Raw genomic sequence first — 14,807 nt, 5'->3', positions numbered from 1 at the left:
TGAAGTGGACCGAGTGTACGCATTGCATCGTGCCCGGCAAGCGCCCTCGGGGGCGGCCGCGGCGCCCATGGCCATGTCGCGCGGTGGGGGTATCCTCAGTCGTTTCACTGCCTGCGTGGGCTGCATGGATCGAACCCCTGACTCTGCAGACCGCCGTCAATGACGTCTCTGTTCATTGCCGCGCTGCTCATGGCCGTGCTGCTCGTGTGGGCAGTGCGCGTGTTCAATCGTCTGGTGCGCTTGCGCAACCAAGTGCGCACGGCCTGGGCCGATATCGACGTCCAACTGGTGCGCCGCCACGACCTGGTGCCACAACTGGTCAGCGCGGTGCAGGCCTACGCTGCGCATGAGCGCGCCACGCTCGATGCGGTGACTGCTCTTCGCGCGCGCGCGATGGCCACCGCGGACGCGGCGACGCTGTCGGATCTCGAACAGCGCCTCGGCGCAGGTATCCAGCGCCTGATCGCGCTGCAGGAGGCGTATCCGGTCCTCGCGGCGAGCGACAACTTCGCGCAGTTGCAGGCCGACCTCGTCGAGGTCGAAACCCAGTTGCAATACGCGCGTCGCTTCTACAACGGCGCGGTGCGCGACCTCAACGATGCAGTGCAACGCGTGCCCGACACGCTCATCGCGCGGCTGACGGGCGTCGGCCAGGCCGGGTACTTCCAGGCCGCCGATGACAGCCGGCGACCCGCAGCCGTGGAGCTGAAGCGCTGATGCGGGGCGCGCTCCTGCTGCTCCTCGTCTGTATCGCGCTGCCCGCGTGGACGCAGGAGCGGATCCTCCGCCACGACGTCGATGTGCGGGTGCTGGCCGACGGCCGACTCGACGTGACCGAGCGCATTGAGGTGCGTGCCGAAGGCCGTACGTTCCGCCACGGCCTCGTCCGGGATTTCCCGGTCCGCTACCGCGATCCACAGGGCGATGTCGTGGTCACCGAACTGCAGGTGCAGGACGTGCGGCGCGATGGCCGTGTCGAACCCTGGCGCATCGAGCGTGCCGGGGGCGTGCTGAGGCTGTCCACCGGCGACGCCGGACATCTGAAGACGCCCTCGCAACCGGTCTACATGCTGCACTACCGCACCACGCGGCAACCCCTGTTCGGCGAGATGCAGGATGTGCTGTCGCTGGATGCCATCGGCGCCGATCAGGCAGTTCCCGTCGAACAGGGCTCGGTCACGGTCACCCTGCCGCGCGCGGTCGCCGTCGACACCCTGCACGCCCACGGCGTGACCGGCGCAGCCGGTCGCGACTTCCATGTTGCCCTGTCGGCTGCGGGGACCGCCCGCTGGACACTGGCGCGACCGCTGCAGCCGCACGAAGGCCTGCATGTGAGACTGGCGTTTCCCAAAGGCGTGATCGCGCCACCGACGCTGCGCCAGCGCAGCCTTTGGTGGATGCACGATCACGCCGGCCTGCTGGTCGCGCTGACCGGGCTGTTGTTGCTGGCGGGGTACTGCGTCGTGCGCTGGCGGCGTGTCCGGCAACCGCAGGTGCTGGGCGCCGTGCCGGATCTGCACGAACCACCGCCTGGCTTCTCACCAGCTGGCCTGCGCTACCTGCGGCGCATGCGCTACGACGCGCGCTGTTTCGCGGCGGACCTGCTCGCCAGCGCGGTCGACGATCACCTGTGCATCCTTCGCCAGCCACAGGGTACGCGTACCGGCTGGCGGATCCAGCGGACACACGAGGGCGCCCACACCCTGCCGACGATGGAGCAACGCGCGCAGTTGTCCGCGTTGCTGCCCGAGCCTCACGATGCGGTGGACCTGCGCAGTCGCGAGCACACGCGCATCGCACGTGCCTGCAAGGCGCACGAGACTGCCCTGCGCAGACGCTTCGTGCCCGCACTGTTCCGCACACACGGCGGCAGCATTCTCGGCGCTCTGGCCATCGCGATTCCAAGCGCGGCCGTGGCGCTGCGGCTGGCCTGGCATTCGCCTGCGTTGATGGCGACGCTCCTGGCTGTCGTGCTGATGGTGCCGATGCTGCTCGCCTTCGCACTGCTGGTACGCGCGCCGACGGCGGAAGGCCGGCAACTGCTGGCACACGCGGAAGCCCTGCGCCGGTATCTGGTTGGCGCTGCGCGCACCGGGCACCGCCACCAGGACATCCCTGATGTCCCGCCGCTCGACGCCACGCGCTACCTGCGCCTGTTGCCGTACGCGGTGGCCCTCGACGCGGAAGATGCGTGGACCAAAGGTTTCGCAGCGCGGGTCGGCACCCAGCGCGCGGTCGAAGCCGTCGCCGGCACTCCCTGGTACCGCGGACTTGTCGTCACCGACCTGGCGCGTTTCAGCCGCTCGATGGGCGACAGCCTGACCGCGCGCATTGCCGCAACGGCGCGCCCGAAGAAGAAGCGGCTCGCGGCGAAGTCCGCCCAGTCCTGAGCGTGTACGCGCGCGCCGGGTGAAGCGCTTGCGCAGCGCCTCGCGCACAGCCGAGGCCTGCCAGCGTCAGCCTTCGAGATACAGCGCGCCGGGTCCGCGTGCGCCGGCGACGTCGTCCGGGTTGCGCAGCGGACAGGCCTTCAGGGAAAGACAGCCGCAACCGATGCAGCCGTCGAGCTGGTCGCGCAGCCGCGTGAGCTGGTCGATGCGTGCGTCGAGTTCGGCGCGCCAACGGCGTGACAGGCGCGTCCAGTCGGCGGTCGTCGGCGTACGGCCATCAGGCAGCGTATCCAGTGCCTCGCGTATCGAGGCCAGCGGAATGCCGGCGCGCTGCGCGACCTTGATGATCGCTACCCGCCGCAACACCTCGCGGCCATAGCGTCGCTGGTTGCCGGCGTTGCGACCGCCGTGGATCAGCCCCTGACGCTCATAGAAATGCAGCGCCGAGACCGCCACGCCACTGCGCGCCGCCAGTTCGCCGACCGACAGTATTTCATCCCCGCGCCGTGCACGCGTCGCCATGGCTTGACCTCAACATTGGTTGAGGTCATAGCCTGCGCGCCAATCTTCCTGCTGTCCACGGCCGCCCGATGACCTTCGACGATCCCACACTTCACCCCGCCCCCGGTTCCGAAGACTTCAGCGTGACCGGGGCGGCGCTGGACGAGACCATGCTCGCCCTCGCCTTCGAGCGCTTCGGGGGGCCCGAGGTGCTGTCCCTGGTCGAACGACCGATTCCGCTGCCCGGCGCGGGGCAAGTGCTTGTACGCGTGCTGTCGGCGGGCTTCGGTCCCTGGGATGTGCTGGAGCGCGAAGGCGCGCTGGCGCCATTCGCCAGCAGCGCGCCGGTGTTCCCCTACGTGCCCGGTGCCGAAGGTGCGGGCACGGTGGTGGACGTGGGCGCTGGCGTGCAGCGTCTGCGCGAGGGCGACCGGGTGTGCGGCCTGCTGCCGCTGCGCAGCCCAAAGCAGGGCTTCCACGCACAGTTCGTCGTCGTCGACGCGGACCATCTGTGGCCGGTGCCGCCGCGCCTCACGTTGCCGCAGGCGGCCGCACTGCCGGTCGACGGCGGCCTGGCGATGCACGCGGTCGCGGTCGCATTGGCGCTGGGTCCGGGGGATACCGCGCTGGTGTTCGGCGCCAGCGGCGGCATCGGCCACATGGCACTGCAGTTCGCGCGGCAGCGTGGCGCACGCGTGCTGGCGGTGGCGTCGGGCGCAGACGGCGTGGCACTGGCCGAACGGCTCGGCGCGGACATGGCCATCGACGGCCGACGCCACGCACTGGCACCGGCCCTGCGGATCTTCGCGCCGGATGGTCTCGACGCTGCACTGCTGACCGCGAGCACGCCGGACGCCGGCACCATCGTCGATGCGCTTCGCCCCGGCGGTCGCATTGCCTGGCCGCGTGGCGTCTCGGCGCCGCCGGCGCGCGACGACATTGCCGCCTCGGCATTCGGCGCCGGCGCCGGCGCGCGCCAGGTCCATGCAGCCTGCCGCGCTGCAGCGCGCGGGCCGTTCCATCTGCACATCGAAGCGCGCTTCCCGCTGGCCGACGCCGCCGCGGCCGCAGCCGCGATCGGGCGCCATCACCTAGGCCGCATCGTGCTCGACGTGCCCTGATCGCACGCAGCGTTCGACGCGCATCGCGTCAACGGCGACCGCCATCGCCGACAATAGACAGTCTGTTCCCGCGCGCCTGCCGCGCCGCCACTGGATTCCCCATGCTTCGCTGGTTCGAAAACCGCATCGATCCCTTCCCGCCGTCGATCCCGACCCAGCCGCCAACCACGCTGTTCGCGTTCTGCATGCACTACGTGCGTGGCAGCGGCCGCTGGCTGCTGCTGATGGCCGCGTTCACCGCATTGATCGCGGTCGCCGAGGTCGTGCTCTACGCCTACGTCGGTTCACTCGTCGACCGGCTGACCTCGCATACGCCTGAGACCTTCATGGCGGCCGAGGGCGGGCGACTGGTCCTGATGGCCGTGCTGGTGCTGATCGGCCTGCCCCTGCTGACCTGGTTCAACACCATGGTCATCCACCAGACCCTACTCGGGAACTTCCCGATGCGGATCCGCTGGAACGTGCATCGCTATCTGCTGCGGCAGTCGATGAGCTACTTCCAGGAAGAGTTCGCCGGCCGCATCGCCACCAAGCTGATGCAGACCTCGCTGGCCGTGCGCGAAACGGTGATCAAACTGCTGGATGTCGGCAACTACGTCATCGTCTACTTCACCGGCGCGATCATCGTCGCCGCCGCGGCCGACTGGCGGATGATGCTGCCGTTCATTGGTTGGTTGCTGCTCTACGGCGCGCTGATGTGGCGCTTCGTGCCGCAGCTGAGCCGCATCTCGGAGAAGCAGGCCGACGCGCGCTCGGTGATGACCGGACGCATCGTCGACAGCTACACCAACATCGCAACCGTCAAGCTGTTCTCGCATTCGCAGCGCGAGCAGGCCTACGCACGCGAGGCGATGGACGGTTTCCTGCAGACCGTGCACCGGCAGATGCGCCTGGTGACGATCGTCAACGTCTGCAACTACGTGCTGAACATGTTGCTGGTCGCCTCCGTCGCAGGCCTGGGCCTGTGGCTGTGGCTCGGTGGTGCGATCAGCACCGGCTCGATCGCCGTGGGTCTGGCGCTGGCGCTGCGCATGCTCGGCATGTCGCAATGGATCATGTGGGAGCTGTCGTCGCTGTTCGAGAACATCGGCACGGTGCGCGACGGCATCAATTCGATCTCGCTGGCGCCGACCGTCGAGGACACACCCGATGCACCGCCGCTGGCGAAGATCGCCGGGGATATCCGCTTCGAACATGTCGACTTCCACTACGGCCAGAACGACCGCAGCGTCATCGAAGATCTCGACCTGCACGTGCGGCCCGGCGAGAAGATCGGCCTGGTCGGGCGTTCGGGCGCCGGCAAGTCCACTCTGGTGAATCTGCTGCTGCGCTTCTACGACCGCGAAGCCGGCAGCATCCGCATCGACGGCACCGACATCGCGACGATCGAACAGGATTCACTGCGCGCGCAGATCGGCATGGTCACCCAGGACACCTCGCTGCTGCACCGCTCGGTACGCGAGAACATCCTCTACGGCCGCCCGGATGCGAGCGAGGCGGAGATGATCGAGGCGGCCAGGCGCGCCGAGGCCCACGAGTTCATCCAGACGTTGAGCGATGCCAAAGGCCGCACCGGCTACGACGCCCACGTGGGCGAGCGCGGCGTCAAACTCTCCGGCGGCCAGCGCCAGCGCATCGCCATCGCTCGCGTACTGCTGAAAAACGCGCCGATCCTGGTGCTCGACGAAGCCACGTCGGCACTGGACTCGGAAGCCGAAGCCGCGATCCAGGAAAACCTCTATCGCCTGATGCAGGGCAAGACGGTCATCGCGATCGCGCATCGCCTGTCGACGATCGCGGCCATGGACCGGTTGATCGTCATGGACCGCGGCCGCATCGTCGAACAGGGCACGCATGAGGCGCTGGTCGCTGGTGACGGCGTGTATGCGCAGCTGTGGAAGCGGCAGTCGGGTGGGTTTCTGGCGGAGGGGTGACGCGTCGCAAATCGCGCTTATCGGCATACAGCGCGAACGTTTCCGAGTACGGGGCCCGAGCCTAGAATCCGAGCCAAAGATTAGAGCCCCTCTCCCTCTGGGGTGAGATGGCGCGCTTGCGAGCCACTGGCTCGCGTGCCGACGAACGCCATCGCGGCAACGCGGGGGCCGGGGCGCGGCGCGGGGGCTGGGGTGAGGGAGACGGGACGCGGAAATCTTCGAGCGCCAGCGCTTTGAGCCCCTCTCCCTCTGGGGTGAGGCGGCACGCATGCGAGCCACTGGCTCGCGTGCCGACGCACGCCATCGCGGCAACGCGAGGGCCGGGGCGCGGAGCGGGGGTTGGGGTGAGGGAAGCAGGTCGTGGATCACCGAAGGCGGCCCTAGGCCTTTTCACGGATGACTGGTCTAACCTCGCCCTCACCCGACGCGCTCCGCGCGTCGCCCCCGGATCAAGTCCGGGGCAGGCTCTTTCCCAAAGGGAGAGGTGCTCAGTTCATGGCGGCCGGTTCGCCCCTGAGCCTGCAGTCTTCAAGCAGTTCTTCGCGGTAGATACCGTTCCCACGGCGTGACTCCACAGCCACGCCTGGATCAGCGCGAACCCCGCGCGCCAATTACGGAACCGGCGCCTCCGCCTCCTCATCCGCCGCCGAATCACCCTCGTCCGCAGGCTCGCTCGCCGCCCCAGCCCGCGACTCGGCAGAGACCGCCGCAGGTGCCGGCGTCGGCGTCGCACGCGTCGGCGTTGCAGGACGTGCAGCAGGCCGCGGTTCGCCCACGGGCACGCCGAGAATGCGCAAGCGGCTGGCATTGCCGGCTGCAGCGGTCAGCGCGCCGACCAGATCGAACTCCGATAGCGGACTCTCGGTCGGGCACTGCTCGTCGGGGAAACCGAACTTGCCGCGCAGCTCGAGGCCACAATTCGCCATCTGTTCGACATCACGATCCGGCGCGTTGCAGGTAGTGTCGAAGGCGCGCGAGTACGCATCGCGGCGGGCGACGAAGTCCTGGCCGCATTTGCGCATCAGACGCAGGCGGTCCAGGTCGTCCTGGGCCGGATTCACGCCGTCGAGGCCATAGAGCTTGAGCTCGTCCGGGGTAAGGATGCGCAGGCTGCGATTGGGCACGGCCATCATCAGATCGGCAACCGCGACCGCTGCGCCATTGCGCTCCAGGTAATCGCGCACCCGGCCGTAGACCGCGCGCAGTTCGCGATTGAGCTCGGCGCGGGTCGAGGCGCTGGAACTCATGCGGATGATGCGGTGGATGCCGACGCGCCCGCCGATCAGACGGGTGTCGCCGCCGGCCAGCAGGAACACGCAGGAGCTGTGACACACCGCGCCTTCGCGCACCCAGATCGTCCAACGCGTTTCGGCGATCACGTCGCCGGCGCGGATGGCCTCCTCAACCATGCCGCCGCTGGAATCGATGTCGAGCACGCGCTTGTTGATCGACAGTTCCTCGGCCACCACGGCCAGCCGCTTCATCAGGCGGGTGAAGTCTTCCGTCACCCGGCCCTTGAAGCGCAGCCGGAACACGCCACGTTCGGCGCAGTCGTCCATCGCCTCGCGCAGCGCGTCCTGATCGAACGCGGTCAGCGGAGCGCCATCACCGGCATTGGCGTAATCGAGTTCGCAGCTGATCGAAGCGGTGGCTCCGGCCAACGTCATCGGCGACCAGTCCACCGCGCCGGTGTCGGGCTCGGCAACGGGCACGGCGGGTACGGCGTCCACATCCACCGGCGCGCTGCTCACCGCACCCCCTTCCTCGGGGCTTGCAACCTCCACCGTCTCGACCGGCGGCGTGGTGTCTTCCACGGTGCGCTGGCAGGCCGCCAATCCCAGACAGGCGATCAGCAACACGGGCAGTGGCAGGCGCCGGATCAGCATCGGAAAACAGGTCCTGTTGGGCGGAGCGCACGACGCGCGGTGTAGTGACCAGTCTAGGGGCTGCGCCCTGCCCCGGACGAATGCGGAATGAATGTCGAATCGGCCATGGCTGCAAGGGTCGGGTGTCGTCAGCGAGGCACGAGTCCGCGCAGCAGGGCCGCATGGAATTCGTGCGGCGCCTCGACCTGCGGGGAATGGCCCAGCGCCGGAAACTCGATCAACTGTGCATCGGGAATGGACTCGGCGGCCTTGCGGCCCAGTGCCGGGTAATCGCCCAGCCGCGCGGCCACCGCTTCGGGCGCGCGATTCGCGCCGGGCGCGGTGCGGTCCTTGCCCCCGATCATCAGCAGCGTGGGCACGCGCAGCGCCGGAAATTCGTGGACGACCGGCTGGGTGAACACCATCTCCGAGGTCTGCGACTGGTTCCAGGCGACGATCCCGCGATCCGGCCCGGCGTACATGCCGGCCAGCATGTCGACCCAGCGGTCGTAGCGCGGCGCCCACTGGCCGTCGTAGTAGAACTTCAGCTGGTAGGCCTTGATGCTGTCGAACGTGGTCTTGCGCTCACCCTCGGCCATCGTGTCGATACTCGCGTACGGCACGCCCTCGGCCTGCCAATCCTCCAGGCCGATCGGATTGACCAGCACCAGTTGCTCGACCGCGTCGGGATACTGCAGCGCGTAGCGCGTGGCCAGCATGCCGCCCATCGAATGCCCGATCAGCACCGCACGCTCGATGCCAAGCGTTTCGAGCAGCCCCTGCGTGTTCGACGCCAACTGGGCGAAGGAGAACTGGTAGCCGCGCGGCTTGGTGGACCCGCAGAAGCCGATCTGGTCCGGCACGATCACCCGCCAGCCGGCTTCGACCAGCACGGTGATCGTGTTGCCCCAGGTCGGCCCGCAGAAGTTCTTGCCGTGCAGCAGTACCGCCGTGCGTCCATTGCCCGCGTCCTCGGGTCGCACGTCCATGTAGGCCATCGACAGTGCCTGCCCCTGCGAATAGAACGCGTGTGCCTGACGCGGGTGCGGATAGTCGAAGCCCTGCAGCTCGCCGCCATAGGGCGATGCGGACACGGATGTGGCCGACAGGGTGGCGAGCGACAGGAGATACGGCGCAATGCGGCTCATCAGGGCGGTCTCTTGCAGGGGGCAGCGATCATGGCATTGCGCCGCCGGCGGACGACCGGCGGCGCGCGCCAGCAGGCAAGCGCAGCAGAACGTTGCGCAGGTGCTCAGCGCTCGGGCACGGTCCACAGGTAGATGCGGGTGCCGTCGATTTCCTGGGTCTGCTCGGGTTTCCACTGGTCGGCCATGTCGAAGGCGTGGCTGACGATACGCGTGCCGGGCTTGAGCTCGGCCAGCAGCTTGGGCCGCAGCTTCACGTTGAGGCTCTGCAGCAGATACAGCGTGACCACGCTGGCCTCGCTGATGTCTTCCTCGAACAGGTCGGCTTCCTTGAACGTGACCAGATCGGTGACACCTGCCGTTTCCGCGTTCGCGTTCGCCTCGCGCACGCGCACCGGATTGATGTCGATGCCGACGCCGCGCACGCCGAAGCGCTGGGCCGCGGCGATCGGGATGCGGCCATCGCCAGAGCCCAGGTCGTAGAGCACATCACCTTCTTTGACGCCGGCGAGGTTGAGCATCGCGTCGACGACAGGTTCGGGCGTCGGCACGTAGATCACATCGGGTTCGCGCGACGGCCTAGGCGCACCCTCGGCATACGGCGAATCGGGACCGATGGCGGCGGTGACGGTGTGCGTGGTGTTCATCGCCGCGTCGTCGTCCACCGCGGCTGGAGTCGTGGCGCTGCCGTCGACCGGTTCATAGGCGTTGACCGCCTGGTCGGCGCAGGCCAGCAGGAACGGGGCACAGATGGCGAGTGCGAGCAGGGTCTTCTTCGACTTCATGACGGTGTCTCCTCGGAAAGCGGGATCGGTTTGAACAGCAACAGCAGCAGGCCGCCCACCGCGAGCACGGCAACGCCGACGAGCGCCCCGCGACCGGTGTAGGCCAGACTGGAATACAGCAGATAGGCGCTGGTCGCGCAGAACAGCAGCGGCAGCAGCGGATACAACGGCACGCGGAACGGCCGCGGCAGATCGGGATCGCGCCGGCGCAGCACGAACAGCGAAATGCCGACCAGCAGGAAGAACAGCCAGAACACCGGCGCGGTGTACTCCACCGCCACCTCGAAGCCGTCGCGCGCGAACGCGCCGAGCGTGACCAGTGCAAGCGCCAGCACCCCCTGCGTCATGATCGCCGCGCGCGGCGTGCCACTGCGCGCGTCCCAGCGCCCGATGAAACCGAGCGCGGGGAAGTCGCGGCCGACGGCGTACACGCTGCGCGCGCCGGTGATCATCGTCGCGTTCGCCGACGTCAGCGCGGCAGCCACGACGATGGCGCTCATCAACACCGCGCCGGTCGGCCCGAACACGCGCCCCATGACCTCGGCCGCAACCGCGTTGTGCTCGGCCATGCCGCCCAGGCCCAGCACCCGCAGGTACGCCAGGTTCACCAGCACGTACAGCGCGGCGATCGCGATCAGGCTCAGGATCAGCACGCGCGGCATCCACTTCTTTGCATCACGCACTTCGGAGGTCACATAGACCGCCTCGTTCCAGCCGCCGTAGGTCAGCAGCACGAACACCAGAATCAGACCGATCGCGCTGTCACCGCCGCTGCCCGGAATCGGCGCGATGTCGGTCGGCGCGAACCACAGTCCGGCTACGATGATCACCAGCACGCCGACAATTTCGGTGATCGTCAGCCATGTCTGCACGGTGGCGCCCTGGCGTGTGCCGATCCAGTTGATCGCAGTCAGGCCGATCACCGCGGCGGCGGCGTAGAGCGCCGACGACCACGGCCCCAGGTCGAACAGCTGCGCCATGTAGTCGCCGACGATAAAGCACAGCAGTGCGATCGAACCGGTCTGGATCACCGACACGCGCGCCCAGGCGAACAGGAACGCGGGGCGCGGCCCATAGGCGCGTCTCAAGTAGTTGTAATCGCCGCCGGCCTGCGGATACGTCGTTGCAAGTTCGGCGTAGCACAGCGCGCCGATGATCGACAGGATGCCGCCGACGACCCAGGCCGCGAGCATGACGAATTCACTTCCGGACGCACCGGCGATCAACGAAGGCGTACGGAAAATGCCGGCACCGACAACGACGCCGATGGTGATCGCGAACGCGTCGCGCGCACGGAGTGTGGCGCGCGGTGGCACTTGGTCGGCCGTCGCAGGCCGGCGTTCGCGTATATCCATGGGGCTCCAGAGTGGCGCGGCACATCACTGCCGGTCGGCGAGCGATTCGGAACTGCTGGGCCTGCCGATTCAAGCATCCTTGCGATGCGGAGCACGTGAACGCGAGATGCGTGGACCCTGTAGGAGCGCGCTTGCGCGCGAAGAGGCATTCCCGGCCAGGCCCTTCGCGCGCAAGCGCGCTCCTACAGGCGCAGATCTGTGCGCCGGCAATCTGTCGCGCGGGTCGACTCAGTCGAAGGCCCAATCCGTCACCGGAGCGTCCACCGCGTCCGGCACGACCACCGTATCGACCGCCGCCTCGTCGCGCATCGCCTCCAGCACGCCGAACAGGCTGCGCAGATCCTGTGCGTTGTGCAGCCCCACGCGGCGCAGCTTGTCCGCGCTGCCGCCGCGCAGATAGTCCAGCCACGCCGCGGGCGCTTCGCTGCCCGGCAGGTCGTCCTCGCGCAGCACGCCGAGCAGTTCGCGTTCGACCGTCGCCAGCTTGCAGTTGGCCCACACGCCGCGATAGCGGCGCCGCACCGGATGCAGCAGGTCGACATGGCGCAGCTCGATCAGCGGATCGCGCAGGCGCGCGAGCCGATAGCGCGTCGTCAGCAAGGGCCGGTCGTAACTGCGGCCGTTGTAGCTGACCAGCACGGTTTCAGGGCGCAGCCATTTCGAGAACGTCTTCAGCATCTCGCGCTCGGCGCCCAGCGTGGTGATGCACAGCTGGCGGATGCGCAACCGCCCCTCGACGAAATCGGCGGCGCCGATCATGAAGGCCCGCGTGCCGGTGCCGCCGGCGAGGCCGGTGGTCTCGGTGTCGAAGGCCAGCAGATCGGTTCGCCGTGCCGGTTCGTGACGGATGTCGTAGAGCGCGAGTTCGCCATCGTCGTGCGGCCACGGCGCGCTCTGCTCGAGATAGCGCAGACCGGGGGCGACTTCCTCGCCGGGCAGCGCGCGATCGACCGGACCGGACGGGCGCTTCGCCGGCGTGGGCACGCGCAGCTTCATCAGTTTGCGCAATTGCGCGACGACCTCCTCCGGTGAACGTGCACCGTCGGCGCGTGGCCACTGCGCGCGTGTTGCAGTCGTCGGCATCGGCGGCGTCGGGGTCACCGACGGCAAGGCCGTCCCGGCCTGGCTGCGCAACAGGCCGAGGCGTTTGGCCAACGCGCTCATGCGGGCAGCTGCGGCGCGTGCGCCAGCAATTCGATCACCCGCGCAGCGAGCTGGCGCGGCGTGCGTTCGGCATCCTCCTCCGACGCGAGAATGGGACCGACGCAGGCCGGACAGCCGGCGCGGCAGCTGCAGGACGCGACCAGCGCCGCGGCCTGGACGAGCAGTTCGTCACGACGTTCGTACAGCGGCGACGACAGGCCCACACCGCCGGGGTAGTTGTCGTAGAGATACAGCGTAGGGGTGAACCGGGCGATGCCCTCGAAATCCAGCGCGGCGCCATCGCCATCGCGCAACTGGCCGCGGCCACGCTGGTCGGCGGTCGCGAACCAGGTGCCGTCGCCACTGCCGACGGCTTTCTGCAGATCGCGGCTCTCGGCCATCACCGCGACCTGCGCAACCAGATGCAGCGCATACGAAGCGCCGAGAAAACCATCGAGCGCCTCGTGGCGCGCATCGAAGGCGCGATCCAGCGCGGCTTGCGGCAACTGCCACCACACCGCACTCGTATGCAGTTCCTGGTCCGGCAGGTTCACCGGCCCGTAGCCGATGTTCTCGTGGGTGTGGAAGCGGATCTTCTTGTAGCCCGACACCCGCCGCACCACATGCACCTCGCCCAGGTGCGCACTACCCTGCCCCGCGTCGGCCTGCTCTTCGTCGTCGAGCACTTTCAGCTTGGTGTAGTCGATCGCGTCGGTGTAGTAGTCGACCTGGGTGCGGGTGACGTAGGCCTTGCGGCCTTCCCAGTCGAGGCGCTCCACCTGGAACGGCTCGGACTGGACCATGTGGATCGCGCCTTCGTACAGCGTGAGCGCGGCGGCGGAGTAATCGACCTCGGCAATGATCGTCTGGCGGCCGTCGGTGCGGTCGACGACGACGAAGTTGCCGTCGGCGACCGAGCGCAGGTTCACCGCCTGCGCCGGATAGCTGTCGGCGATCCACTCCCAGCGGTCGCCCTCGTGATGCAGCACACCGGATTCGGCGAGCACTTCCAGCCACGGCAATGGTGCGACCGGGCCGAAGCCGTCGCCGTCGACGAACGGCAGCTCGAACGCGGCGCAGCGAATGTGGTCGAGCAGGATCAGCGGCTGGTCGGGCTCGATGCGCGCGTGCTCGGGATTGGCGTCGGCGAAGAATTCCGGATGCCGCACGACGTACTGGTCCATCGGCTCGGAGCTGGCCACCAGCACGCCGACCGAGGGTTGCTGCCGGCGACCCGCCCGACCGAAGCGCTGCCAGGTCGCCGAGATGCTGCCCGGATAGCCGTTGAGCACGACGACATCGAGGCTGCCGATGTCGACGCCGAGCTCCAGCGCCGAGGTGCTGACGATGCCGTCGATGTTGCCCGCGCGCATCTCGCGCTCGGCCGCGCGGCGTTCGGTCGGCAGATAGCCACCGCGGTAGGCGCGAATGCGCTTGGGCTTGCGCGGGTCGTGGTCGAAGACTTCCTTCAGATACTTCGTCAGCACTTCGACCATCAGCCGCGTCTGACAGAACACCAGGGTCTTGAGCCCCGCGCGGATCGCCATGCGCGCGATGCGGTTGGACTGCGACCGCGCCGAGGCGCGCAGGCCGAGATCCGGATTGACCACCGGCGGGTTCCACAGCAGCACGTGCTTGTCGCCGCGCGGCGCGCCCGATTCGAGGATGGCGTCGAGCGCATCGTCGTCCACTTCCACCAGCGCCCGGCCGTGCTCGCGGGCATTGCCGATCGTCGCCGAGCACAGGATGAACTGCGGCGTGACGCCGTAGAACGCACACACGCGCTTGAGCCGGCGGATCACGTTGGCGACGTGCGAGCCGAATACACCGCGGTAGGTGTGGATCTCGTCGATCACCACGTAACGCAGGTTCTCGAAGAACTGCGCCCACTTGGTGTGATGCGGCAGGATCGCCTGGTGCAGCATGTCGGGATTGCTGACCACGATGTCGCCGTTGATGCGGATAGCCTGGCGCGCATCCCCGGGCGTGTCACCGTCGAAGGTCGCCGCGCGCAGGCCCAGCTCGCCGGCCTTGTTGAGTTCCAGCAGTTCGGCCACCTGGTCCTGCGCCAGTGCCTTGGTCGGAAACAGGTACAGCGCCTTGCTGCGCGCGGTGATCGCCGCCGACAGCACCGGCAGCGTGTAGCACAAGGATTTTCCCGAAGCGGTCGGGGTCGCGACGACGAGATGGCGACCGGCCTGCGTCGCGGCCCAGGCCTCCGCCTGATGGCGATACAGCCGGTCGATGCCGCGGCTGCGTAGCGCGCGCGCCAGCGCCTCGGGCACGTCGTCGGGCAAGGGCGCGTAGTCGCCGGCCTGGCCGGGCAGCAGCAAGGTGCCGGTCACGCGCCCCGGGTATTTCGCCGCGAGCTTCGTCGCCAGGGCGCTGCCGGACACGGCGTCGCCAGTGGTCGCCAGTGCCTGCACAGGCTTGAGAATCGCGTTCAAGGGCCTGCTCCGGCGCTTTCGATATCGGGGCGCAAGCGTGGCCGCGGCGCGTCTCACCAGACGAGACTGAAGACTCACACGCGGCGAACGGCCGCTTCACGGCAGGGGGACTCGGCCTCGC

General features: G+C 68.4%; 11 protein-coding genes. 4 read left to right on the top strand and 7 right to left on the bottom strand.

Going from position 1 to position 14,807, the window contains the following annotated elements; genetic code table 11:
• The first annotated feature begins 159 nt into the window (after positions 1–159).
• Together J2X52_RS14320 and J2X52_RS14315 are read left to right on the top strand one after the other, a co-directional pair.
• A complete protein-coding gene (locus J2X52_RS14320) occupies positions 160–717 on the top strand; it encodes a LemA family protein (protein WP_310154709.1) in 558 nt (185 codons plus the stop codon).
• Positions 717–2,390: a DUF2207 domain-containing protein gene (locus tag J2X52_RS14315; protein WP_310154706.1), complete on the top strand. Its 1,674-nt coding sequence runs from the start codon at positions 717–719 to the stop codon at positions 2,388–2,390. Before J2X52_RS14320 ends, J2X52_RS14315 begins: the two co-directional genes overlap by 1 nt.
• Positions 2,391–2,456: 66 nt before the next feature.
• Here J2X52_RS14315 and soxR read toward each other — a convergent pair whose 3' ends face one another.
• Positions 2,457–2,912, bottom strand: coding sequence for a redox-sensitive transcriptional activator SoxR (gene soxR / locus J2X52_RS14310; RefSeq protein ID WP_310154703.1), 456 nt, complete (start codon positions 2,910–2,912; stop codon positions 2,457–2,459).
• Positions 2,913–2,980: 68 nt separating this feature from the next.
• Here soxR and J2X52_RS14305 point away from each other — a divergent pair, with 68 nt between their 5' ends.
• On the top strand, positions 2,981–4,012 hold the full coding sequence (locus J2X52_RS14305; protein WP_310154700.1) for an NADP-dependent oxidoreductase: 1,032 nt from the start codon (positions 2,981–2,983) through the stop codon (positions 4,010–4,012).
• Positions 4,013–4,113: 101 nt separating this feature from the next.
• Positions 4,114–5,946, top strand: coding sequence for an ABC transporter ATP-binding protein (locus J2X52_RS14300; RefSeq protein WP_310154697.1), 1,833 nt, complete (start codon positions 4,114–4,116; stop codon positions 5,944–5,946).
• A 611-nt stretch (positions 5,947–6,557) separates the two neighbouring features.
• Here the strand turns inward: J2X52_RS14300 and J2X52_RS14295 are convergent.
• From J2X52_RS14295 to J2X52_RS14270, 6 genes are all read right to left on the bottom strand, one after another.
• Positions 6,558–7,832: a hypothetical protein gene (locus tag J2X52_RS14295; protein WP_310154695.1), complete on the bottom strand. Its 1,275-nt coding sequence runs from the start codon at positions 7,830–7,832 to the stop codon at positions 6,558–6,560.
• A 128-nt stretch (positions 7,833–7,960) separates the two neighbouring features.
• On the bottom strand, positions 7,961–8,959 hold the full coding sequence (locus J2X52_RS14290; protein ID WP_310154693.1) for an alpha/beta hydrolase: 999 nt from the start codon (positions 8,957–8,959) through the stop codon (positions 7,961–7,963).
• A gap of 104 nt (positions 8,960–9,063) precedes the next feature.
• On the bottom strand, positions 9,064–9,741 hold the full coding sequence (locus tag J2X52_RS14285) for a class I SAM-dependent methyltransferase (protein ID WP_310154691.1): 678 nt from the start codon (positions 9,739–9,741) through the stop codon (positions 9,064–9,066).
• Positions 9,738–11,096, bottom strand: coding sequence for an amino acid permease (locus J2X52_RS14280; RefSeq protein ID WP_310154689.1), 1,359 nt, complete (start codon positions 11,094–11,096; stop codon positions 9,738–9,740). Before J2X52_RS14280 ends, J2X52_RS14285 begins: the two co-directional genes overlap by 4 nt.
• 228 nt (positions 11,097–11,324) lie before the next feature.
• Positions 11,325–12,260: a ribonuclease H-like domain-containing protein gene (locus J2X52_RS14275; RefSeq protein WP_310154686.1), complete on the bottom strand. Its 936-nt coding sequence runs from the start codon at positions 12,258–12,260 to the stop codon at positions 11,325–11,327.
• Positions 12,257–14,677 carry a DEAD/DEAH box helicase gene (locus tag J2X52_RS14270; protein ID WP_310154825.1) on the bottom strand — a complete coding sequence of 807 codons (2,421 nt, stop codon included), beginning with the start codon at positions 14,675–14,677 and terminating at the stop codon, positions 12,257–12,259. Before J2X52_RS14270 ends, J2X52_RS14275 begins: the two co-directional genes overlap by 4 nt.
• Between the last annotated feature and the right edge of the window lie 130 nt (positions 14,678–14,807).

Origin of the sequence: Luteimonas sp. 3794, assembly GCF_031456825.1 — a bacterium.
Classification (GTDB): domain Bacteria; phylum Pseudomonadota; class Gammaproteobacteria; order Xanthomonadales; family Xanthomonadaceae; genus Luteimonas.
This window is presented reverse-complemented; position numbering and strand designations above follow the sequence as displayed.